General features: G+C 68.6%; 19 protein-coding genes and 2 pseudogenes. 15 read left to right on the top strand and 6 right to left on the bottom strand.

Annotated features, from left to right (window positions below; genetic code table 11):
* The first annotated feature begins 116 nt into the window (after window positions 1–116).
* The 5 genes from PV679_RS24190 (at window position 117) to PV679_RS24170 (ending at window position 6,980) form a co-directional block, all read left to right on the top strand.
* Window positions 117–3,431 carry a S8 family peptidase gene (locus PV679_RS24190; RefSeq protein WP_319682483.1) on the top strand — a complete coding sequence of 1,105 codons (3,315 nt, stop codon included), beginning with the start codon at window positions 117–119 and terminating at the stop codon, window positions 3,429–3,431.
* 181 nt (window positions 3,432–3,612) lie between these two features.
* Window positions 3,613–4,578 carry a hypothetical protein gene (locus PV679_RS24185; RefSeq protein WP_319682482.1) on the top strand — a complete coding sequence of 322 codons (966 nt, stop codon included), beginning with the start codon at window positions 3,613–3,615 and terminating at the stop codon, window positions 4,576–4,578.
* 148 nt (window positions 4,579–4,726) lie between these two features.
* Entirely contained in the window at window positions 4,727–5,911 is a 1,185-nt protein-coding gene (locus PV679_RS24180) for a multicopper oxidase domain-containing protein (RefSeq protein WP_319682481.1), read from the top strand.
* A 228-nt stretch (window positions 5,912–6,139) separates the two neighbouring features.
* Complete coding sequence (locus tag PV679_RS24175; protein WP_319682480.1) at window positions 6,140–6,832, top strand: TetR family transcriptional regulator; 693 nt, start codon at window positions 6,140–6,142, stop codon at window positions 6,830–6,832.
* A 10-nt stretch (window positions 6,833–6,842) separates the two neighbouring features.
* Window positions 6,843–6,980 (top strand): hypothetical protein, encoded by a 138-nt coding sequence (locus tag PV679_RS24170; RefSeq protein WP_319682479.1) that lies wholly within the window; start codon window positions 6,843–6,845, stop codon window positions 6,978–6,980.
* On the opposite strand, the gene PV679_RS24165 is transcribed toward PV679_RS24170, so the two are convergent.
* Window positions 6,974–7,558, bottom strand: coding sequence for a TetR family transcriptional regulator (locus PV679_RS24165; RefSeq protein WP_319682478.1), 585 nt, complete (start codon window positions 7,556–7,558; stop codon window positions 6,974–6,976). The genes PV679_RS24170 and PV679_RS24165 overlap by 7 nt on opposite strands.
* Before the next feature lie 203 nt (window positions 7,559–7,761).
* Here PV679_RS24165 and PV679_RS24160 point away from each other — a divergent pair, with 203 nt between their 5' ends.
* A complete protein-coding gene (locus PV679_RS24160) occupies window positions 7,762–8,946 on the top strand; it encodes a PP2C family protein-serine/threonine phosphatase (protein WP_319682477.1) in 1,185 nt (394 codons plus the stop codon).
* A gap of 43 nt (window positions 8,947–8,989) precedes the next feature.
* Here PV679_RS24160 and PV679_RS24155 read toward each other — a convergent pair whose 3' ends face one another.
* Window positions 8,990–9,271: a DUF3040 domain-containing protein gene (locus PV679_RS24155; RefSeq protein ID WP_319682476.1), complete on the bottom strand. Its 282-nt coding sequence runs from the start codon at window positions 9,269–9,271 to the stop codon at window positions 8,990–8,992.
* A 263-nt stretch (window positions 9,272–9,534) separates the two neighbouring features.
* Between PV679_RS24155 and PV679_RS24150 the strand changes: the two genes are divergently transcribed.
* On the top strand, window positions 9,535–10,482 hold the full coding sequence (locus tag PV679_RS24150) for a HAMP domain-containing sensor histidine kinase (protein ID WP_319682475.1): 948 nt from the start codon (window positions 9,535–9,537) through the stop codon (window positions 10,480–10,482).
* A 2-nt stretch (window positions 10,483–10,484) separates the two neighbouring features.
* Window positions 10,485–11,144 (top strand): response regulator transcription factor, encoded by a 660-nt coding sequence (locus tag PV679_RS24145; RefSeq protein ID WP_319682474.1) that lies wholly within the window; start codon window positions 10,485–10,487, stop codon window positions 11,142–11,144.
* Window positions 11,145–11,243: 99 nt separating this feature from the next.
* Here the strand turns inward: PV679_RS24145 and zwf are convergent, their stop codons facing one another.
* Both zwf and PV679_RS24135 read right to left on the bottom strand, forming a co-directional pair.
* Window positions 11,244–12,683 (bottom strand): glucose-6-phosphate dehydrogenase, encoded by a 1,440-nt coding sequence (gene zwf, locus PV679_RS24140; protein WP_319682473.1) that lies wholly within the window; start codon window positions 12,681–12,683, stop codon window positions 11,244–11,246.
* Between the two features lie 377 nt (window positions 12,684–13,060).
* Window positions 13,061–13,309, bottom strand: a pseudogene (locus PV679_RS24135) (cytosine deaminase); the annotation flags it as partial.
* Window positions 13,310–13,378: 69 nt separating this feature from the next.
* Between PV679_RS24135 and PV679_RS24130 the strand changes: the two are divergent.
* On the top strand, window positions 13,379–14,326 hold the full coding sequence (locus PV679_RS24130) for a hypothetical protein (RefSeq protein ID WP_319682472.1): 948 nt from the start codon (window positions 13,379–13,381) through the stop codon (window positions 14,324–14,326).
* Window positions 14,327–14,629: 303 nt separating this feature from the next.
* On the opposite strand, the gene PV679_RS24125 is transcribed toward PV679_RS24130, so the two are convergent.
* Complete coding sequence (locus PV679_RS24125; protein ID WP_319682471.1) at window positions 14,630–15,469, bottom strand: SDR family oxidoreductase; 840 nt, start codon at window positions 15,467–15,469, stop codon at window positions 14,630–14,632.
* A gap of 94 nt (window positions 15,470–15,563) precedes the next feature.
* Here PV679_RS24125 and PV679_RS24120 point away from each other — a divergent pair, with 94 nt between their 5' ends.
* Window positions 15,564–15,935, top strand: a complete 372-nt coding sequence (locus PV679_RS24120) for a helix-turn-helix domain-containing protein (protein ID WP_319682470.1) — start codon at window positions 15,564–15,566, stop codon at window positions 15,933–15,935.
* A 116-nt stretch (window positions 15,936–16,051) separates the two neighbouring features.
* Here PV679_RS24120 and PV679_RS24115 read toward each other — a convergent pair whose 3' ends face one another.
* Window positions 16,052–17,038 carry a helix-turn-helix domain-containing protein gene (locus PV679_RS24115; protein WP_319682469.1) on the bottom strand — a complete coding sequence of 329 codons (987 nt, stop codon included), beginning with the start codon at window positions 17,036–17,038 and terminating at the stop codon, window positions 16,052–16,054.
* Between the two features lie 169 nt (window positions 17,039–17,207).
* Here PV679_RS24115 and PV679_RS24110 point away from each other — a divergent pair, with 169 nt between their 5' ends.
* From PV679_RS24110 to PV679_RS24090, 5 genes and pseudogenes are all read left to right on the top strand, one after another.
* Entirely contained in the window at window positions 17,208–17,993 is a 786-nt protein-coding gene (locus PV679_RS24110; protein WP_319682468.1) for an SDR family oxidoreductase, read from the top strand.
* 64 nt (window positions 17,994–18,057) lie between these two features.
* Window positions 18,058–18,448: pseudogene (locus PV679_RS24105) on the top strand (site-specific integrase); the annotation flags it as partial.
* Between the two features lie 226 nt (window positions 18,449–18,674).
* Complete coding sequence (gene panD / locus PV679_RS24100) at window positions 18,675–19,115, top strand: aspartate 1-decarboxylase (protein ID WP_319682467.1); 441 nt, start codon at window positions 18,675–18,677, stop codon at window positions 19,113–19,115.
* A 179-nt stretch (window positions 19,116–19,294) separates the two neighbouring features.
* Window positions 19,295–20,617, top strand: a complete 1,323-nt coding sequence (locus PV679_RS24095) for an FAD-binding monooxygenase (protein ID WP_319682466.1) — start codon at window positions 19,295–19,297, stop codon at window positions 20,615–20,617.
* Window positions 20,618–20,675: 58 nt separating this feature from the next.
* Entirely contained in the window at window positions 20,676–21,515 is an 840-nt protein-coding gene (locus tag PV679_RS24090; RefSeq protein WP_319682465.1) for an alpha/beta hydrolase, read from the top strand.
* The last annotated feature ends 8 nt before the right edge of the window (window positions 21,516–21,523 follow it).

Raw genomic sequence — 21,523 nt, 5'->3', positions numbered from 1 at the left:
GTGCCCCCATGGTGTGTATGCGTGGAATCATCCGATTGACGCAGCGATCAAGGTCCTCTTAGCGTGTCCACGTCACGGGCGGGCGGCAGGCCTCCCGGACAGGCATGGGGGGCATCTTGCGCGGATCGAAGAGAACGACGACGGCCGCCGTCATGGCCGGCGCCGCGGCGCTGATACTGGCGACCACCGGGATGACGGCGCTGCCGTCCGCCGCGCAGGAGCGCGGCGCCGGTCCCGCGGTGAAGACAACCGCCGGTCCGGCCAGGACAGTTACCCTGATCACCGGTGACCAGGTCCTCCTGGACGGCCGGGACAAGGTCTTACAACTACGGCCCGCCAAGGGCCGCCAGTCCGTCCCGGTCCAGATCCGGGAGGTCAAGGGGCACACTTACGTGCTGCCCTCGGACGCCGCCGGGATGATCGCCACCGGCAAGCTCGACATACGGCTGTTCGATGTGACCGAGCTGAGCCGCCCCGAATACCGCGAACTCACCGGTGACGGGATCCCGTTGATCGTCACCTACACCGGCTCGGGATCGCGCTCCGCCACGCGTGACACCTTGCGTGCCCAGCCCGGCACGACTGTACGCGCCGAGATCGGCTCGGTCGGCGGCGAGGCACTGACCGTACGCGGAGCGAGCGCCGCCGCGGTGTGGACCTCCCTCACGACCGGCTCCGCGCAGGGCCATCGGCTCGCCTCCGGAGTGCGCTCCATCCGCCTCGACGGCCTGGTCAAGGCGTCCCTCGATGTCAGTGTGGCGCAGATAGGGGCACCGGACGCCTGGCACGCCGGATATGACGGCGAGGGTGTGCGGGTCGCCGTGCTGGACACCGGCGTGGACACTCGCCACGCCGATCTGGCGTCCCAGGTGGTCGCCGAGGAGAACTTCACCAACAGCCCTGATGCGACCGACCACTTCGGCCATGGAACCCATGTCGCGTCCACCATCGCCGGCACCGGTGCCGCTTCCGGAGGGAAGTACAAAGGGGTCGCGCCCGGCGTCGAACTGATCAGTGGCAAGGTGCTCAACGACGGCGGCGCCGGTACCGAGTCCTCGATCATGGCGGGCATGGAGTGGGCGGTCGAGCAGGGCGCCACGATCGTCAATCTCTCTCTCGGCGGCGGCGACACTCCTGGTGACGATCCGCTGGAGGAGACCGTCAACAAGCTCTCGGACCGGGCCCTGTTCGTGATCGCCGCGGGCAACGACGGACCGGGCGCGGGCACGCTGGGCTCTCCGGGCACCGCGCAGAGCGCGCTCACCGTCGGGGCCGTCGACAAGCAGGACGCGCTCGCGAGCTTCTCCTCCCGTGGACCACGTGCGGGCGACAGTGGTCTCAAGCCCGATCTGACCGCGCCCGGCGTGGACATCACCGCGGCGGCGGCGGCCGGGAGCCGTATCGACACCAGCCCGGCGACACCGCATCCGGCGCCCGGCTACCTCACGATCTCCGGCACCTCGATGGCCACTCCGCATGTGGCGGGCGCCGCGGCGCTTCTCTCGCAACAGCATCCGGACTGGAGCGGTACGCGGCTCAAGGAGGCGCTCGTCGGGTCCGCGAGGCCCGGTCCTTACAGCGCCGTCGAGCAAGGGAGCGGCCGGGTCGATCTGACCCGGGCCGTCGCCCAGAACGTCGTCGCGGAGCCGGCCTCGCTGAGCTTCGGAGCACCGGCGTGGCCGCACGACGACGACCAGCCGATCACCAAGACCCTCAGCTACCGCAACAGCGGTGGCGCGGCGATCACACTGGACCTGTCCGCCACCGCCACCGGACCGTCGGGAACGCCCGCGCCGGACGGCTTCTTCACACTCGGCGCGTCCCGTGTGACAGTGCCGGCGGGCGGCACCGCGTCCGTCGATGTGACGGCGGACGCCAGACTGGGCGGTACGGCACTCGGCGTCTACAGCCTGGCCGTCACCGCGAGCGCCGGCAAGCAGAGCGTCCGTACCGCGGGCGCGCTCAACCTGGAGGGTGAGATGTACGACCTCACACTCCGCGCGACCGCACGTGACGGCTCCGCACCGGCCGACGGCGACTGGTCCGGATTCATCTACAACCTGGACGCGGACACCATGGTCGCCGTCTCCGGTGACCACGGGACGGCTCAACTCCGGCTGCCGCGCGCCCACTACACCGTCCTCGGCGAAGTGCCGCTGCTGAGCCCGGAGCTCTACTACATCGGTGACGACTTCGTCGCCGCACCCCGGCTCCTGCTCGACAAGGACACAACACTCCCGGTCGACGCACGGAAGACCAAACTGATCGACCTGGCGGCACCGGACCCGGACGCCTCGTACTCGTCCGGATTCGTGACCATCACACCCGACGGCGCACCCGGCCCGATCGCTCTGTACATCGGCACACTGACGGAGGGCTTCCGCACCCAGCAGGTGGGCCCGCCGCCGGCGCGTGGCACGGTGTCCTCGCACATCGTCGCCACCTTCGAGTCGGCCAGCGCGCAGTATCTGCTCGCCGACACCGTCAAGGACGGCTTCTACACCGGCCGCACTCTCCGTCCGCGGCGCGGAGAGTTCGCGCGGATCACCTCGCACCAGGGTGCCTCGGTCGGCGGACGCTCCGGCCAGATCGTCAGTACTCCCGGCGCCGCGGTCTCCGCCTACTCCTTCACCGCTCTGCCGGGGACGGTCACCACCTATGTCCAGGGCGGCCAGAGTTGGCAGCGGACCTTCCAGCAGATGAGAGGCAGGACCGTCGAGGCGGAGTACCGGCTGCCGGTCCGGACGTACCACGGCGGACGGGAGTACACCGAGGACTTCAACAGCGGCGTCTTCGGACCGGCCCTGGGCGCGGACGCGGGCGCGGGACTCAGCAGAGACGGTGACCGGCTGACCGGCTCGATCAGCCCCTTCGCGGACGGCGCGGGACATGGCGGCGAAAGCCTGTACGACACGGCTTCCGCCTCCACCACGCTGTACCGCGACGGCGAGGAATTCGCCACGGTGGAGGGCGGACTGGACTCCGCCGCCTTCGACCTGCCCGGCGCCAGGGCGCGCTACCGGCTCGTCACCACTGTCAGCCGGGCCGAATCCGGTGTGGCGGCGGTCAGTACGGAGGTGACCTGGTCGGCGGAGTTCACCTCGGGCCGCACCACGAAGGCCACCGCCGTCCCGGCGAGCGTGGTGCGCTACACACCGCGACTGGCCTCCGACTCCACAGCGGTGGCAGGCGCCCGGCAGAGTGTGCCGGTCACCGTGCGGGGCTCGGCCGCCGGCCGGGATCTGAAGTCGCTGACGGTGTACGCGTCCTATGACCGAGGGACGACCTGGTCGCGCCTGGTGGTGCGGGACGGCAGTGTGACGGTGGTGAATCCGGCCGCCGGAGGCACGGTCTCCTTCAAGGCCGAGGTCGTGGACCGCCGGCGGGCCGTCTTCTCGCAGACGATTCTCGACGCCTACCGGACGCGGTAGCGACCGGCGGGCGCGGCGGACGGCGCGGCGCGGCGGCTCACCTGGCCGCCGCGCCGTGCCGTCCGCCGGTGCCGACACCGAGCGGCCGGACTCGGCCCAGTGCGCGTTGCGCATACCCCCTTAGGGTATGTAGGTTGAAGGTGAGCGAAGCCTGCCGTACGGAAGATCTGAGGGAACCAGCATGGAGAGCACATTGAGGATCACCGCGTTCGCCGCCGTGCTCGCGGCGTCCTTCGGAGCCGCGTACGGCGTCGGAGATGTCGTCGGCCCTGTCGCGGATCCGGCACCGGCGGCCCACTCCGAACACCGCGGCGCGTCCGAGCGAGGCGGACAGACTCAGGGCGGTGGTCACGACGCCTCCGCGGGCGGGCTCCAGATCTCGGAGCACGGCTACACACTCGACCTCAGGACCCCCGTCGTCCCAGCGGCCCGAACCACCGAACTGCGCTTCACCGTCCGCGACAGCGCGGGCCGTCAGGTCACCGCCTACCGGCGCGAGCACGGCGAGGAGCTGCATCTGATCCTCGCCTCCAAGGACCTGGCCACCTACCGCCATCTGCATCCCACGCGGGCCGCCGACGGCACCTGGAGCACACCGGCCAACCTGCCGGCGGCCGGCGGCTACCGGCTCTTCGCCGACTTCACGCCCGCCGCCGAAGGAGCGAAGAACCTCACTCTGGGAGCGGACCTCGCCGTCTCCGGCGCCTATCAGCCGGCCCCGCTTCCGGCAGCCGCCGCGACCGCCGGCGTCGACGACTACACCGTGAGCCTCAAAGGCCCACTGCGCCCGGGAGAAGCGGGCACCTTGACCCTGACGGTCACCAGGGCCGGCCGTCCGGTCGACGATCTGGAGCCCTACCTCGGCGCGTACGGCCATCTCGTGGCACTGCGCTCGGGAGACCTGGCCTATCTGCACGTCCACCCCAACGGCGGACCGGACGACGGCAGGACGAAGCCGGGCCCGGATGTCTCCTTCACCGCCACGGCTCCCAGCGCCGGCACGTACCGTCTCTTCCTCGACTTCAAACACAACGGGACGGTGCGTACCGCGGCCTTCACCGTACGAGCCGGAGCGACCGCGCAGCCTGGTGAATCCGAGGCCGGCAAGCCGTCGGACACCGAAGAGGCCGACGGGCACCGGCACTGAGCGCATCCGCCGGCCGCACCATGGGCGGTGCAAGCGCGGGCGCGCTGACCACCGTCGACTTAATGTGTCGCCCATAAGCAGCCAGAAAGGCGCTTGAGGCACGGGCCGTCGCCCGGAGAAGCAGCGGTCCCGCACGGGAGGTCGTCAGATGGCGGTAACTGGTCCGGCAGGCGGCGAGGCGTCCCGGCGTCGCGTGCTGATGTGGGGCGCGGCGCTGGCGGCGGCGCCCGCCGTGGCCGGTTGCGGGAGCCCGGATGGCGCACCGGGACCCGTCGCGCGGAATCGGGTGCGTACGTATTACATCGCGGCGGACACAGTGACCTGGAACTATGTCCCGCAGGGGCGGAACCTGATCTCAGGGGCGGCGTTCACCAGCAAGGAGCACCGGTGGACCGTCGCCGGACCCGGCCGGCTGGGTCCTCGGTATGAGAAGGCGCAGTACCGGCAGTACACCGACGGCTCCTTCACGACGCTGGTCAAGCGGCCGGTGCGGGAGGCGCACCTGGGTATTCTCGGGCCGGTGATCCGGGCCGAGGTTGGTGACACGATCCGCGTGGTGTTCCGGAACAACGCCATCTTTCCGGTGTCGGTGCACCCGCACGGTGTGTTCTACACCAAGGCCAACGAAGGCACTCCGGGCGACGACGGTACCTCCGGCGCCGACAAGGCCGACGACGCCATCGCCCCGGGCAAGACCTACACGTATACGTGGCAGGTGCCCGAGCGGTCGGGGCCGGGACCCGACGATCCCTCCTCGCTGGTGTGGCTCTACCACGACCACGCCGTGGACATGGGCGTCCCCGGCACCCAGGCCGGTCTGGTCGGCCCGCTCGTGATCACCCGGCGAGGCGCCGCCAGAGCGGACGGCGGCCCGGCCGATGTGGACCACGAGTTCTTCACCTTCTTCACCCTGTTCAACGAGAACGACAGTCCCTATTTCCGCCGCAATGTCGCACGCTTCGCTCCCGGCCAGCACCCCGACCCGAACGACGCGGTCTTCCAGGACAGCAACGTCAAGTCCTCTGTCAACGGCTTCCTTTGGGGCAACGGGCCCGCCGGGACGGACAACACCCACACCGCCATGACCATGGCCAAGGGCGACCGGGTGCGCTGGTACGCGTTCGCCATGGGCAGCGAACAGGACCAGCACACTCCGCACTGGCACGGCAACACCGTGCAGGTCGCCAAACAGCGCACCGATGTCATCAATCTGCTGCCCGCGACCATGGTCACCGCGGACATGCGGCCCGACAACCGTGGCATCTGGCTGTACCACTGCCATGTCGACGACCATATGGACGAAGGCATGATCACGCGCTATCAGGTCCGCTGACCCGGCACGCCCCCGAGGAGCGCGCTTGCCGCGGGCCGCCGGTGGTCCCGGGAGCGTGCGTTCTGGAAACCACGGGTCGGCGCCGCTGTCAACGCCGTACGGGCTTTTCAACTACACGGTTGGTCGGAGCATCTGGCCAGGTGGGGCTCAGTGACTATCTGGTTAGTCCGAAAAGGGAGAGCCCTGCGTCAATTGTCAACTACCCGGTTAGCTAGGTAGTGTGGTGTCATGGCAGGGAACGCGCAGGCAACACGGGAGAGACTCATCAAGGCCGCGACGCAGGAGTTCGCGGCCCATGGCATCGCCGGTGGGCGGGTGGAGCGCATCGCCAATGCGGCCCGGTCCAACAAGGCCCAGATCTACCACTATTTCGGAAGCAAGGAGGCGCTCTTCGACGCCGTCTTCGAGGCGCTTGTCGTCAAAGCCACCCAGGAGATCCTCATGGACCCCGGCGACCTGCCCGGATACGCGGGCCGGCTCTTCGACGGCTACGAGGAACTGCCGGAAGTCTCCCGGCTGGCGGCCTGGTACCGGCTGGAGCGCGCCGAGCGGCATCAGCCCATCCAGTCCATCATCAGCTCAAGCCTCGACAAGATCGACGCCATCGAGAGGGCACAGAAGAGCGGTCTTGTCCCCGACCGCTTCACCGCGACGGAGCTGCTCACGTTGGTGCTCACCCTCGCCGCGACCTGGACGGCGCAGACGCCCGAATATCACTACGTGGCCGGGAAGGGCAGCAGAGACCAACGCCGCAAGCTCGTCACCGACTCCGTCGCCGCACTTCTCGCCGCGCCGCCGGGCCCGCGATCCTCCGAAGGCCGCGGCCTCGACCGGCCGTCCGGCGAGGCGGTCGGCATCGGATGGTCCCGGCCCGTACCGGAGGGCGGTACGACAGTGGGCCGTACGGCTTCGGACGCGTGATCGCGGGCGAGTGAGACCCGGCCGTTCGTTCCAGGAGATCGTCCGGGTCCGTGTCGCCTTCACTCTCGCCGGTGTCAATGACATCGGCTTTTCCCGCCGGGATCTGAGTTTCGGTATCCCGGCTTCCGGCAGCGAACGCGGTCAGTGATCCTCGGTGCCGTCCTGCGTCAACAGAGCCTTCACCGCGTCGGTGAGTACGCGGCGGCGATGACTGCGAGAGGTCCGCGCGAACTGCCCCTGAAGCTCAGGAAACACGAAGGCCCAGAGAAACGAGAGATGAAGCACCAGGTTCAGCAGATCAGCGGGCCGGTAGCTCGACGGGAGCGTACCTGCCTCCTGAGCTCGGCGGATCTGATCGAGCTCGTCCCGAATGGTGTCCGACAGCACGTCGATCTGGTTGGGGCCAAGGGTCCGTTCCAGGCGGTACCACGTGGCGAGCCTGGCGATGCGCGGACTGTCCTCGTAGCAGTCGAAGAGCCGGCCGGCGTATCCCGGCAGATCATCGACGTCGATGGGGATCTTGCCCGCGGTCTCGGACACAACCGAGGTCATAACGGCGTCGAAGAGACGTTCCTTGCTGCCGAAATAATGATAGATCTGCGCCTTGTTGCTGCGTGAAGCCGCGGCAATCCTGTCGACACGCGCCCCGGCGATGCCATACGCCGAGAACTCTTCGGCCGCTGCTTCGACAAGTCGCCGCTTCGTGGCTTGCGCGTCTCGAATCATTTCGCAAGCATAGCCGACTAACTAGATAGATGAGACGCGGCCGACGACCGGAGTGCGGGTCCGGGAGGGTCGCGGTGAGGTCGGGTTTCGGTCCGCTGTCGCGCATGGCTGGTCGGGCCGTGTCGACTGGATCCAGTCGACAGGATTCAGCTACAGGATCCAGTCGACTGCATGGAACGCCTATAAGTGGGTAAGTCGGGCAAATGAATATTCAACGTTTGTGCGCGGAGCGCCTCCTGGAGCACCCACTCGGGCGTGGGCTGGTGGCGATTCCGATCACGCTCATCGTGGTGATCACCATTGTGGACATACACATGCCGGTGGACATCCATCTCGGGCCGCTGCTGGTGGTCGCGCCCGCACTCACCGTCTCCTTCGCGGGCCCGCGCCTCACCTCTCTGATCGGGGCACTGGCGGTGTCGGCCGAGATACTGATCGCCGGGCTCCACGGCGGTCTGAACACGACCAATCACATCGCGCAGATCATCGCGCTGACCATTCTCTCCACTGTGGTGACCTTGGTCTGTCTGGTGCGGGAACAACGTGGCCAGGAGCTGAGCCGGGTGCGTTCGGTCGCTGAGACGGCGCAGCGGGTGCTGCTGCGCCCGCCGCCCCGGCGGGTGGGGCCGCTGTGCGTGGCCTGGCTCTATCTGGCTGCCGAGGACGAGGCCCAGATCGGTGGTGATCTGTTCGGGGTCGCCCGCATCGCGCACGGCAGCCGGGCGATCATCGGCGATGTACGGGGCAAGGGCCTGGACGCCATCGGCGAGGCGTCGGTGGTGCTGGGCGCCTTTCGCGAGGGCGCTCACCGGTGCGCCACCCTGCCCGCGCTGGTGACGGCCCTCGAAGAGAGTGTCAGCCGGAGCATCGAGGAGGTCGCCGAGATCGAGCACGATCACGGCGAGCACTTCATCACCGCACTCACGCTCGACATCCCGGACCACGACTCACGGGCCGAGATGGTCAACTGCGGTCATCCACCGCCACTGCTGTTGCATGGACACGATGTCCAGGTTCTGCATTCCCACTCGCCGGCGCCGCCGCTGGGCGTGTGCGAACCGTTTGAAACGACTCACCGCACCGACGCGTTCACCTTTGAGGCCGGCGACGCCCTGCTGCTCTACACCGACGGGGTCGTCGAGGCCCGTTCTCCGGCCGGAGTCTTCTATCCGCTCGCGGAACGGCTCGCCTCCTTCCCGATGTGCGGCCCCGAAGCCCTGTTGCGCCATATCCACGAGGATCTGCTCGCTCACACCGGCAAGCACCTCGCCGACGACGCCGCTCTGCTGGTCATCGAACGTGCTCCGTCCCGGCTGCACCTCCACGGTCCGCACATCCCGGTACACCACCAGAAGGAAAACCAGCGGGTCAACGGCAGCGGACTCTGACCGACCGACGTCCGGCGCCGTACGTACGGATCAGTGGCGGACGTCATCCGCGATACGGCCGGTGCCTGACCGCGCCACGGTGTTCGAAAAGATGGCCACCCACGCCCGCCAGGACCAGAGCCGCCGCGATGAGCAGACCATTCGGCAGCATCATGCCCGTGACCAGAAGCGCGACCGCCATGGACATGACGATCCAGGCCGGCCCGTGCCGGTTTCCGCGCGGCCGAGGCGGGCGCCGGGAATCCGAAGCACGGGCGTATCGCGCGTCGTCCGGCTTCATCCGCTCTTCGAGTCCGGCCAAGGACTTGTCGTTGCCGTCGGTCATCTTCCCTCCCAGGATCAGGCTGGATCGTGACGTCTCCACCCTCTCCCGGTCCCGGTGCGCCCGGTATCGGCACTGACACCCATTTCTCGCGGTGGCGCACCCGTGGGCGACCGCCGGGCATGGGTGTGGGCACCGATGGGTCTCGGCGCACCGCCGAGCCGGACCGACGCCGGTCCACCGGCACCCCGACGGGGCACCTGCGCCGTTCTTCCGGCCACACCGGCCATAGTGGGTGGTGAGGCGCACTGAAGGGAGGCGGCGCGGTGTCCTTGTTCTGGCGGCTCTTCCTGCTGAACGCACTCGTGCTGATCGTGGCCACCGCGCTGCTGCTGGGCCCTGTCACCGTCTCCACCCCTGTCCTGCTCACCGAGGTCGCCGTCCTCGTCGCCGGACTGGCCGCCATGCTGGTCGCGGACGCCGTCCTGCTCCGGATCGCACTCGCCCCGCTGCAACGGCTCACCCGCGCCATGACTACCACCGATCTGCTGCGTCCCGGGCCACGCCCCGAGGCCGGCGGCCAGCGCGAGATCGCCGAACTGATCACCACCTTCAACACCATGCTCGACCGCCTGGAAGCCGAGCGCGCCACCAGTGCCGCCCGTGCTCTGGCCGCCCAGGAAGCCGAACGCCGTCGTATCGCCCAGGAACTCCACGACGAGATCGGCCAGACCCTCACCGCCGTACTGCTCGAACTCAAACGCGTCGCCGACCACGCTTTGCCCCCTGTCGGCGACGAACTCCGGCAGGCCCAGGAGACCACGCGTGCCAGCCTGGACGAGATCCGCCGCATCGCGCGCCGGCTGCGTCCCGGCGTCCTGGAAGAACTCGGCCTGGCCAGCGCCCTCAAAGCGCTCACCACCGAGATCTCCGCCCCCGGACTCACCGTGCACCGGCACATCGCCGGAGACCTGCCGCCGATGGGTCAGGACACCGAACTCGTTGTCTATCGCGTGGCCCAGGAGAGCCTCACCAACACAGCGCGCCACTCCGGCGCCCGCCGCGCCGACCTCACACTCCACCGCACCGCGACCGGAGTGGAACTGCGCGTCCGCGACGACGGCCATGGCCTCGGCCGCGCCGCCGAAGGCTCCGGGATTCGCGGCATGCGCGAACGCGCCCTGCTCATCGGCGCCGATCTGACCCTCGGCCCCGGCGCTCACGGCGGCACGGAAGTGCGCCTGACCGTACCCATCGGTGAAGGGAGAACCTGACCATGTCCCGGGCGACACCCACCCGCATCCTGCTCGCCGACGACCACGCCCTGGTCCGCCGTGGTGTCCGTCTCATCCTCGACAACGAACCCGACCTGACCGTCGTCGCCGAAGCCGGCGACGGGGCCGAAGCGATCGACCAGGCCCGCGCCCACCATCCCGATCTGGCCATCCTTGATATCGCCATGCCCCGCCTGACCGGCCTCCAGGCGGCCCGCGAGCTCTCCCGCGTCCAGCCAGGCCTGCGCATCCTCATGCTGACCATGTACGACAACGAGCAGTTCTTCTTCGAAGCTCTCAGCGTCGGAGCCTCCGGCTACGTCCTCAAATCCGTCGCCGACCGCGACCTCATCGAAGCCTGCCGCGCGACCATGCGGGGCGAACCCTTCCTCTATCCCGGCGCTGTCAACGCCCTCATCCGCAAATACCTCGACCGCACCCGGCAGGGCGGCGCCGTCCCCGCCAAGGCCATCACCGACCGCGAGGAAGAGATCCTCAAACTCGTCGCCGAAGGCCACAGCTCACAGGAGATCGCCGACATCCTCGTCATCAGCGTCAAAACCGTCGAACGCCATCGCGCCAACCTGCTCCAGAAGCTCGATCTCAAGGACCGGTTGGAACTCACCCGCTACGCCATCCGCGTCGGCCTGATCGAAGCCTGAGGCCTGTCCCGTCCACGGCGGGAGCGGGCACGCAGGCAGCGGCGGGCCCGGGCCCGCCAGTGGCAGACCCGGGCCGCCGACGCCGACGCGAGCGGCGCGTCAGCTCCCGGAAAGCCGCCAGCCGCGCGCACCGGCCAGACGCGACGCCGCTTCCGGCCCCCAGGATCCCGGCGCGTAGGGAAGTGGTTCGGGACGGTCGCGCAGTACGGGATCGCACACCTGCCAGAGGCGTTCGATCTCATTCGCTCCGGTGAAGAGCGTCTGGTCTCCGTGCATGGCGTCCAGCAGCAGCTTCTCGTACGCCTCCAGCGGCTGCACGCCCGGGAACGCCTGGTCGAACCGGAGATCCATTCGCGCGTCGCAGACGACCAGATCGGGTCCGGGCCTCTTGGCCCGCAGCGCCACGGACACCTCGGGCTCGTCGGTGAGTTCCAGGATGAGCTCATTGGGCCCCTGATGCCGGCACGCGGTCGAGTCGAACAACGCCAGCGGCGGATCGCGGAACCCGATGGTCACCACCCGGCGGTTCTCCGCCATCGACTTGCCCGTACGCAGCAGGAACGGCACGCCCTGCCAGCGCCAGTTGTCCACCCAGGCGCGGACGGCGACGAAGGTCTCCACCGTCGAGTGCGGGTCGACGCCCTCCTCTTCGCGATAACCCTCGTACTGCCCGAAGACGACCTCGTCCGGGTCGAAAGGGCGCAGGGACTGATAGAGCTTGTACTTCTCGGCCCGCAGTTCCTGCGCGCCGATACGCACCGGCGGCTCCAGCGCGATGAAACCGAGGATCTGGCACAGATGGGTGGACACCATGTCACGGAGGGTTCCTGTGCCCTCCATGAACGCGGCGCGGCCCTCGATACCGATGCGCTCCGGCACATCGATCTGCACATACGCGATGTGGTTGCGGTTCCATGCCGGCTCGAACAGGCCGTTGGCGAAGCGAAGCACCAGGATGTTCTGCGCCGGCTCTTTGCCGAGGAAGTGGTCGATGCGGAAGACGCGCTCCTCCGGTACCACCTCGTGGATGGCGGCGTTCAGAGCGCACGCACTCGCCTCGTCCGTGCCGAAAGGCTTCTCCATGATGAGGGAGGCGTCTTCGGCGATGCCTGTGGCGCCGAGCATCTGGATCATGGGCTTCATGGTGCTGGGCGGGACGGACAGATAGATCAGAGTCTGCGCTGATTTCCCGGCCTCCCGCTGGGCCCGCCGCACGGCCGCCGCCAGCTTCTCACCGTTCTCGGCGGACGACGTCTGGAAGCTGATGTGGCCGGCGAATTCGGCCCAGGACTCCTCGTCGAACGCCTCCGCGGCGTACTTGCGTACGGCCTCGGCCAATCGACCGCGGAATTCCTCGTCCGTACCCGGAGAGTGCCGGCCCGAGCCGATGATCGTGAAGTGCGCGGGCAGCATTCCCGCACGGAAAAGACGGTAGAGGCCGGGAAAGAGCTTGCGGCGGGACAGGTCACCGGTCGCGCCGAACAGGACGAGGATCCGCGGTGCCGATGGCGCTGCCGGAGTCCGGTCGGCAGAGGTCATGGTGCATCTACTCACTCTCGGGAGGTGGCCGAGGTCCAGCGTGTGCACGAAGGCGGGCAATACCAAGAGGACGCACCGATGGGCACCCGTGCTTTCTGGACCGGGGCCTCAGGCCGGCAGCGCGAGCCCGGTGCGTGCGAACAGCCGGTCCCGTGAGGCCGCCGCGTCGGTGAAGACGGCTTCTCCACGCTTGAGCACGCCGTTCTCCTTGAGGACCTGGCCCGCGACGACGACCAGTTCGACGTTTCCGGCGTGACCCGCCGCGACGATCCACGCGGCGACGTCCGTCGCGTCGCGGGCAGCAGGTTCGCGCGGTCCATGCGGATCATGATGATGTCGGCCTCCTTGCCCGGGGTCAGGCTGCCGGTGCGGTCGTCGATACCGCAGGCACGGGCACCCTCGATGGTGGCGAAGGCGAGGAGGCCGGCCGCGTCGAAGGCCGGCAGGCCGGGCGCCCGGTCCATGGGGCCCGCCGCTCCGGCCAGGACGAGCTGCTGACAGGCGAGGGCGGCGCGCATGACGCCGAACATGTCCCCGCTGACGATCGTCTCCGTGTCCACACCGAGGCTCGGGCGTACACCGGCGGCGAGGAGGCGGTTGGTGGCGGGCTGGCCCAGTCCGGGCATGAAGACCTCGGACGTCTCTACTGTGTGAGCGGCACCGTCGTCCGTCCGACGAGCAAGGAGCAGCAGGCTGTGAAGGTAGAAATCCAGCCGGACGTACGTGACATCGCCGCTCAGTTGGGGGCAGGCGCTCCCTACGCGCTGAAGGTCCTGGCCGGCCGACTGGCCGACGACCCTGACATGGGCCGGCCCTCGGGGCTGCCCAGCATTCTGACCGTGATGGTTGACGGCGCCATGTTCGAGGATTGCCCCGACCTGTCCGTCGGCTACATCCGCGAGTCGGACCGGATCGAGATTCGGTTTCTGAGAGCGGCTCCCTCCACCGAGCCCTCCACGGACGCGCACGACCAGCAGCAGGGCCGAGACCAGGACCAGCCGGCCGACCCTGTCATCGCCGCGATCACCGTACGGGAGGTCGCCGATGCCTGGCGGCGCATCACCGGCTGGCTGAAGCACAACGCCCCCGACTCCTACGCCGTACTCCGCCCCGGCGCGGGCCCCACCGCCATCGCTGCCCTGGAAGGTGACCTTGGCATCCGGATACCCGTCGAGCTGCACGCCCTGTGGCTGCTGACCGCGGGCGACGACGGCGGCAATGGCTGGGGATGTCTTCCAGGCAATAGGGCTCTGATGACCCTGGACGCCGTGGCCGCCACCTACCGGCTGAAGATGGACTCCCAGGCCCACGAGGACACCTTCAACACCGACCGCCCCGAGCACGAGCGGATCACCTTGTGGAAGGCAACCCGGATTCCGGTTGTCGCTTTGGGCCCGGCTGACAGCACCTCGGGCCTGTACCTGGACGCCGAGACCGGTTACCTGGGCCGGTGGTCCCGCTACAACGAAGGCCCCGGTGAAGTACTCGACACCCTGGTCACCTATCTGGAAGAGGTTGCCGACATGCTCGAAGCCCCGGCCCTGGCCACGGGGGACAAGCCCGGGCTGATCGGTGGGGCGCTGGTGTGGCTCAGCAGTATCGACCCGGCACAGGAAGACCGGTGGCAGCCCTGGACCGGCTGACCACGCGACGGCAGATACGGCGCCTCGCGGCGTTGTCGGAACGCTCGAATACGTCCAGTGTGCGAACGCTCCTCCGCCGTGCGACGCACCGCATCTGACGCCGCGTGGTGGTCCACCAGGGACTACGGGACAGCCCTCAGGCCCGCAGGGCCAACGGCGTTGGCTGCACGGCGATTCACTGCGGCCGAAGCGCCGGTTCCGGCCCGACAAGGGGCCATGTCGGCGTCAACTTCGGGTTGGGTTCCTCGACTTCAGCAGTGAATCGCCGGGCACGAAGAGCAGTTCCAGCGGCGCTGACCAGTCTCAGCGGAACGCGGCGACATTGCGGGCGGCCCAGTCGGCGAAGGGGCGCGGGGCGTGGCCGAGGACCCGCTGGACGTCCGGGCTGACGCGCAGCTCGGCCGGGCTCGGGGAACCAAGGATTTCCAGAGTGTCGTCGGCGAGCTCCGCCGGCATGCTCTGGGCCATGGCGGCCTTGGCCTCGTCGCGGGTGAGCTCGTGGAACCTCACCGGCGAGCCCAGCGCGGCGGCGATGGCCTCCGCCTGCTGGCGCGGAGTGATCACCTCCGGGCCGGTCAGTTCGTAGACGCCGCCGGTGTGCCGGTCATCCAGCAGGCAGGCTGCCGCGACCGCGGCGATGTCCGCCGGGTCGATGATCGGCACACCGACGTCGCCGAAGGGCGCGGCGACGACCTGTTGTGTGCGGACGGACTCGGCCCACCACAGAGCGTTGGAGGCAAAACCGCCCGGCCGCAGGATGGCCCACTCCAGGCCGGACTCCCGCAGGATGTCCTCCAGCGCGCGCATCGCGATCCGCGTCGGGCCGAAGGGCCTGGTCACCACGCCCAGCGTGGAGAGCAGGACGACCCGGCGGACCCCGCTGACCGCAGCTTCGCTGATGATGTCGGCAGGGCTGGCTCCAGCGGCGTGCAGGTCGCCGGACAGCAGCAGGAACAACGCCTTCGCCCCGGCCAGCGCAGGCCTGAGGCCGGCCGGCTTGGCCAGGTCGGCCGTCACATGGCGGACGCCGTTCGGTACCGCCGCCGTGTGCCGTGACACGGCCGTCACCTGCTGGCCCGCCTCGGCCAGTGCCTGCGTCAACGGCCGGCCGATATTCCCGGTAGCCCCGGTCACCACGATCATGATCAGCTCCTTGTCGGATGTCCTCTGTTGTGGCCTTCACGCTAAGAGCGGGGCTAACTTTTGGTAAGGATATACCTTGAGGTAAGCTCATTACATGATGGGAAGCGTGCAGCACAGAGAGGGTGAGGACGGGAAGCGGTATGACGTGTTTCACACCGACTGCCCCGCGCGCGATGTGGTCGACCATGTGACCAGCAGGTGGGGCATCTGGGTATTGATCTCGTTGCGGAGCGGTAGCCTCCGGTTCTACGAGCTGCGCGAGAGCATCCAGGGCATCAGCGAGAAGATGCTCGCCCAGACCCTGCGCGCGCTGGTCCAGGACGGTCTGGTCTGGCGGGAGGTCGAGCCGACGGCGCCGCCCCAGGTCACCTACGGGCTGACCGAGTTCGGCCGGGACGTCGGCGAGCCGCTGACGGAGCTGTTCGACCGGATCACACTGCGGCTGTCGCCGCGCAACGCGGAATAGCGCGGTACTGGCTGGTGCACATCCGCGACGCGATGGACGACCCGCTGAGCCAGATCTTCACGGTCCGGTCGGCCCCGTGATCCTGGCTGCCGGGCCCCGGTCCGGCTTTCGAACCCTCAGTCGCCACTCTGCTCGTTCGAGCGTCCGTACTCTGTGGGAGTTTGGCCGTATTGCTTCTTGAAGGCCCGGATGAAATGGCTGCTGTCGGAGAACTGCCAGTAAGCAGCGAGTTCCGAGATGCTCAGTCGGCCGGACGGCGGGGTGAGTGCGAGCCGAGCCTCTTCCAGTCGACGGCGGCGCACGTAGGACATGACCGACTCGCCTGCCGTGGCGAAGGCCCGCTGCAGGGTGCGCACCGAGACGTGCAGTTCGCGGGCCAGCATCGCGGGGGACAGCTCGGGATCTGCGAGACGGTTGTCCGCGAGGCTTTTCGCGGCCCCGGCGAGGGCCGGTGCGATCCGGGGTTCCACGTCGTCGAGGCGGTTTCTCGCCACTGCCTTGGTCAGTTCGATCAGCGTGGCGTGGGCGGCGCGCACGCCGGCCGGGCCGAGTTCGCTCATCGTCGAGTGGACCATGTTCGCGTGGGCGACCAGCAGTCGTACCTCGGCCGAGTCCGCGGGGCCCGCGACACTCCGGGCACCGATCAAGGGCCTGAGCAAGTCGGCGGGCAGAACGACGATCTTTCCTTCAGTGTGTGGTGCCGTCCTGAAGTCCGACGGCCGCCCGACATGCCGGAGCAGGAAGCTCCCAGCCGCCACCGTGTGCCGGCCGTGCTCCCGGGTGTCGTCCAGGGTCCACCCACCACGTGCCATCACCCAGATTCTTATCTGGTCCTCAACTTCTGTTACGGCGCCCGAAGTTCCGATCGGGGACACACTGAGCACGTCGGTGATCGCCGCATCGTGAACCCTGGTAGCGCGCGTTTTGACCCGGAAGTCGCCCTTTGTGGTCGTGGTGAAGGCCGGTAGCCGGAACCCGTCGCCGATCTGCGTCTCCCATTCCCGTCTGAAGATGTCGAATGCTTCAGGCGGGGCGTCCGGTGGCATGGTGTTGAGGGAGAATCCTCCACGGGACTCATCGGTCCGGCGTCCGTCGTTGTCCATGGTCAGTCGATCTGCTCAGTGTCCTTGCCTTCGGCCTCATGCTATCGCGTGACGTTTTTCTTCCATTCCCGTGTCGCTGTGGTCCACGTCCGCGTAGCCGTGCCCTGCCTAGGCTTCGCAGAGTCCAGATGTATCTGGGCCTTTGAACCCGACGTACAGGAAGAAAACCGTGGACCAATTCGAATCCCGCCGCGTGGCAGTCATCACGGGTGCCGGAAGTGGCATCGGGGCGGCCACCGCACAACGATTCGCTGCCGATGGGTACATCGTGGCGCTGGTGGGGCGTACTCCGGAGGCGCTCCAGAACACCATAAAGGAGTGCCCTGAAGACGCCGACGTGTATGCATGGGCTGCCGATGTCTCGGACATGGCCGCCATCACCGCGGTCATCGACGACGTGGCCGAGCGGTTCGGAAGCGTGGATGTACTGGTCAACAACGCGGGCTTCGCGATACCGGGCGCGGTCGACCAAGTGGACCCGGAGAGCTACCAGGCCATGATGCGTACCAATGTCGACGGTGTCTTCTTCGCCTCCAGGGCGGCGCTGCCCCACCTGCGGGTGGTGCATGGATGCATCGTTAATGTCGGTGCGGTCAGTGCGCTCGGAGGGGACTGGGGGCAGGCCGCCTACAACATGACCAAGGGGGCGGTGAAGAATCTCACCGATGTGATGGCGCTCGATCACGGCCATGAGATCAGAGTCAATGCCGTCCATCCCGGCGTGACGCTCACGAAGCAGTACTACCGCGACGCACTGGCTGAGGGGACTCCACTGCGTAAGCGTTTCGTCGATCGCGTACCGATGGGCCGACCCGCTGAGCCGGAGGAGGTAGCAGCCGTCATCGCGTTCCTTGCCGGTCCCGACGCCAGCTATCTCAATGGCGTGCACATACCCGTCGACGGAGGCCTGACCGCGTCAAACGGCCAGATCAACCTGTACAGAAGTGATAACTGACGTCATGTCAGGTCGCGGCGAGTGAGAGAACCACTTCGCCCATCGCGAGGGCCGGCCGCCGGACTGGGACGCCGGCACCGCCCGGCTTCTGCCCCGCCTGCTGCGCGGCCGTACCCGCAGGCCGGTGTTGGTCACCCACCGCCGCCCCGGCCCGGTGAAGGTCGTCAGCCCGCGCGATGTGTGTCCAGGCACCGGGCGGGCCCGCCTCTCCTACGGGCAGGCCCGCGCGCTGCTGGACGAGCACACTGCCGTGCGCGGGCCTGCCCGGAACCGGCTGGGACCTGCATGAGTACTGCCATTCCGCCCTGACCCACCTCGGTGAGCAAGGCACCTTGCTGCTGATGCTGATGGCGAAGCCAAGGCGCAAGAAGCCGGAGAACCTCCGCCGCTGCTTCCAGCCGTCCTCCGAGGCAATCGCGGAGCTGACCAGCCTGCTCGCCCCAGGCGATGTGCGCGACCCATACGGGCCGAGGCGGCGCGGCCCGCCTCCGGCCCGGCCCAGGTCGCGCCGCCTGCTCGGCCGACGGCGGCAGAGTTGTGCGGGTGTCGGATGATCTTGTGGCTGATGGCCTGTGGGCCAACCTGGGGGAAGCTACCCGACGTGGGACTCGTTGTAGGGTGTGGAAACAGCCCTTGACCTGCAAAAACGCAGGCAGGGAGCCTACCTGTGGGAGTGCCCCGATGTTGCGCACCATGTTCAAGTCCAAGATCCACCGCGCCACCGTGACCGAGGCGGACCTTCATTACGTCGGCTCCGTCACCGTGGACGCCGCGCTGATGGAAGCCGCCGACCTGCTCCCCGGTGAGCTGGTGCACATCGTCGACATCGACAACGGCGCCCGCCTGGAGACGTATGTCATCGAGGGCGAACGCGGCTCCGGCGTCATCGGCATCAACGGCGCCGCCGCGCATCTCGTGCATCCCGGCGATCTGGTGATCCTCATCAGCTATGCCCAGGTGGACGACGCCGAGGCGCGGGCCCTCGTCCCGAAGATCGTGCATGTCGGCGCGGACAACCGCATCGTCGCGCTCGGCACCGACACGTCCGCGCCCGTGCCGGGAAGCCGTACCGTACGCGGCCCGCACATCGTCGCGAGCGGTGAGCCGCGCGGGAGTGTCTGACGGCTGACCTCCGTGTGCCTTCGCTGTCAACGGTCGCGGCAGCGCGATTACCGATCAGTGGGTCAGCCGTTACCGGCCGGAGTTAGCGTCCCTGAGTCCTGAGGGACACACGCGTCCACCAGTGGCGGACGGCGGGGGTCGGATACGAGCGGTGACGGACATTGAGGAGGCACCCCGCCATGACGGGTAAGAAGTGGCGACGGGCCGTGGTGTTGGGCGGAAGTGTCGCGGGTCTGCTGGCGTCCCGGGCGCTGTCGGAGACCTACGACGAGGTCGTCGTGGTGGACCGCGACGAGCTGACCGATCTCTCCGAGAACCGGCGGGGAGTACCGCAGGGACGCCATGTGCACGGAATACTGGCCCGGGGCCAGCAGATCATCGAGGAGTACTTTCCCGGTATCACCGAAGAGTTGGAAGCGGCCGGCGCCGTCACTGGTGACGTGGCCGGCGATGTCCGCTGGATCATGGACGGCGTGCCGATGAGCAAGGGCCACTCCGGCCTGCTCGCGGTGTCCGTCTCCCGGCCCACGCTGGAGGCGCGCATCCGGCACCGTGTGCGCGCGCTGGTGAACGTCTCATTCCTCGACCGCAGCGAGGTCGTCGGACTGCGATTCGCGCCCGGCACACACCAGGTGACAGGCGTACGGACGGTGGACCGCGACAAGCGTGGCGGCGCGTCCGACGTCGACGCCGATCTGGTGGTCGACACCATGGGACGCGGCTCGCACGTGCCCCGGTGGCTGACGGACCACGGCTGGCCGGGCGTCCAGGAGGACCGGACCCGGGTCGGTCTCACCTATACGACTCGCCATTACCGGGCCGGGCCCGAGCCGTCGCCCGGAGACCTGTCCGTCGATGTCGTCGCCACCCCGGACAACCCTCGCGGAGCGATATGCGCGCGCATCGACGGCGGGCGTCAGGTCGTGACCGCGTACGGAATCCTCGGCGACGTACCGCCCACCGACCCGGAGGGCTTCCTCGACTTCCTCAAGTCGCTCTCCTCGCCGGAGATCTACGAGGCGATGGTCGACGGAGAGCCGCTGGACGCTCCGGTGTCCTACCGGTTTCCCGCCAGTCTGCGCCGCCGCTACGAGCGGATGGAACGCTTCCCGTCCGGGCTGCTCGCGATGGGAGACGCGGTGTGCAGCTTCAACCCGACGTACGGACAGGGGATGACGGTCGCCGCGCTCGGCTCGCTCGTGCTGCGCAGACACGCGGCGGGCGACGGCGCGCCCGATCCGGCCGCCTACTTCGGCGACCTGGCCCGCGAGGCGGTGGACGAGGCCTGGCGCCAGGCGCTCAGCAACGATCTGGGCTTTCCCGGCGTCGAAGGGCTCAGGACACCGGAGATCCTCGCGGACCAGGAATACATCGGACGGGTCCTGGAGGCGGCGCAGCGGGACGGCGCGGTCGCGGCGGCCTACGCGCGTGTCATCGGTCTCGTCGACCCGCCCGAGGCGTTGCGCGCTCCGAGAGTGCGTGCGGCGCTGGGTCCCGCCTGACCCGGCGGACTTGGCTCCCCACGGCCGGCACCCCACCTCCCACGGACAGGCAGCCCTGATGCGGATCACCTTGAGCGAGCTGACCTTCGACGTCGATGTGGCGGGACCGGAGGACGGTGATCCGATACTTCTGCTCCACGGCTTCCCGCACAACCGCCAGTCCTGGAGCGACATCGCACCGGTCCTGCACCGGGCCGGGCTGCGCACCATCGCTCCCGACCAGCGCGGCTACTCGCCCGGTGCCCGTCCGGAACCGACGGCGGCCTACGCGCTGCCGGAGCTGGCGGGCGACGCCCTGGGCATCCTGGACGCGCTCGGCATCACCTCCGCCCATGTCGCCGGCCATGACTGGGGCGCGGTCGTCGGCTGGTATCTGGCGGCCCGCACTCCGGAACGGGTGCGGAGCCTGACAGCGGCGGCCTTCCCGCACCTCGACGCCTACCAGCACGCGCTACGGGTGGACCCGGAGCAGCGGGACAACTCCGGGTACATCGAGACGCTCAGCGCCGAGGACGCGGCCGAGTCCTTCCTCGCCAACGGCGCGGCGGGACTCGACGGTTGGTTCCGGCAGGGCGGCGAGGGCGTGCTGAGCGAAGAGCAGATACAGCGTTACGTCCGCACCCACACCAGCCCCGGCACACTGCGGGCCGCGCTCCAGTGGTACCGGGTGGGCACACTGCGGGACGACAACGGTCCGATCGGGCCCGTCGCCGTGCCCACCACACACATCTGGAGTGAAGACGACCCGTCGGTCAGCCGTTTCGCCGCGGAGCACACCGCGGACCATGTGACGGGCGAATACCGCTTCGTGCGCCTGCGCGGTGTCTCGCACTGGCAGCCGCAGCAGGTCCCGGAGACGATCGCGGCGGAGATCCTGCACCGGGCCGGCCGCGGCTGAGCGATTCC

The organism is Streptomyces sp. AK02-01A (assembly GCF_033795305.1).
Classification (GTDB): domain Bacteria; phylum Actinomycetota; class Actinomycetes; order Streptomycetales; family Streptomycetaceae; genus Streptomyces.
This window is presented reverse-complemented; position numbering and strand designations above follow the sequence as displayed.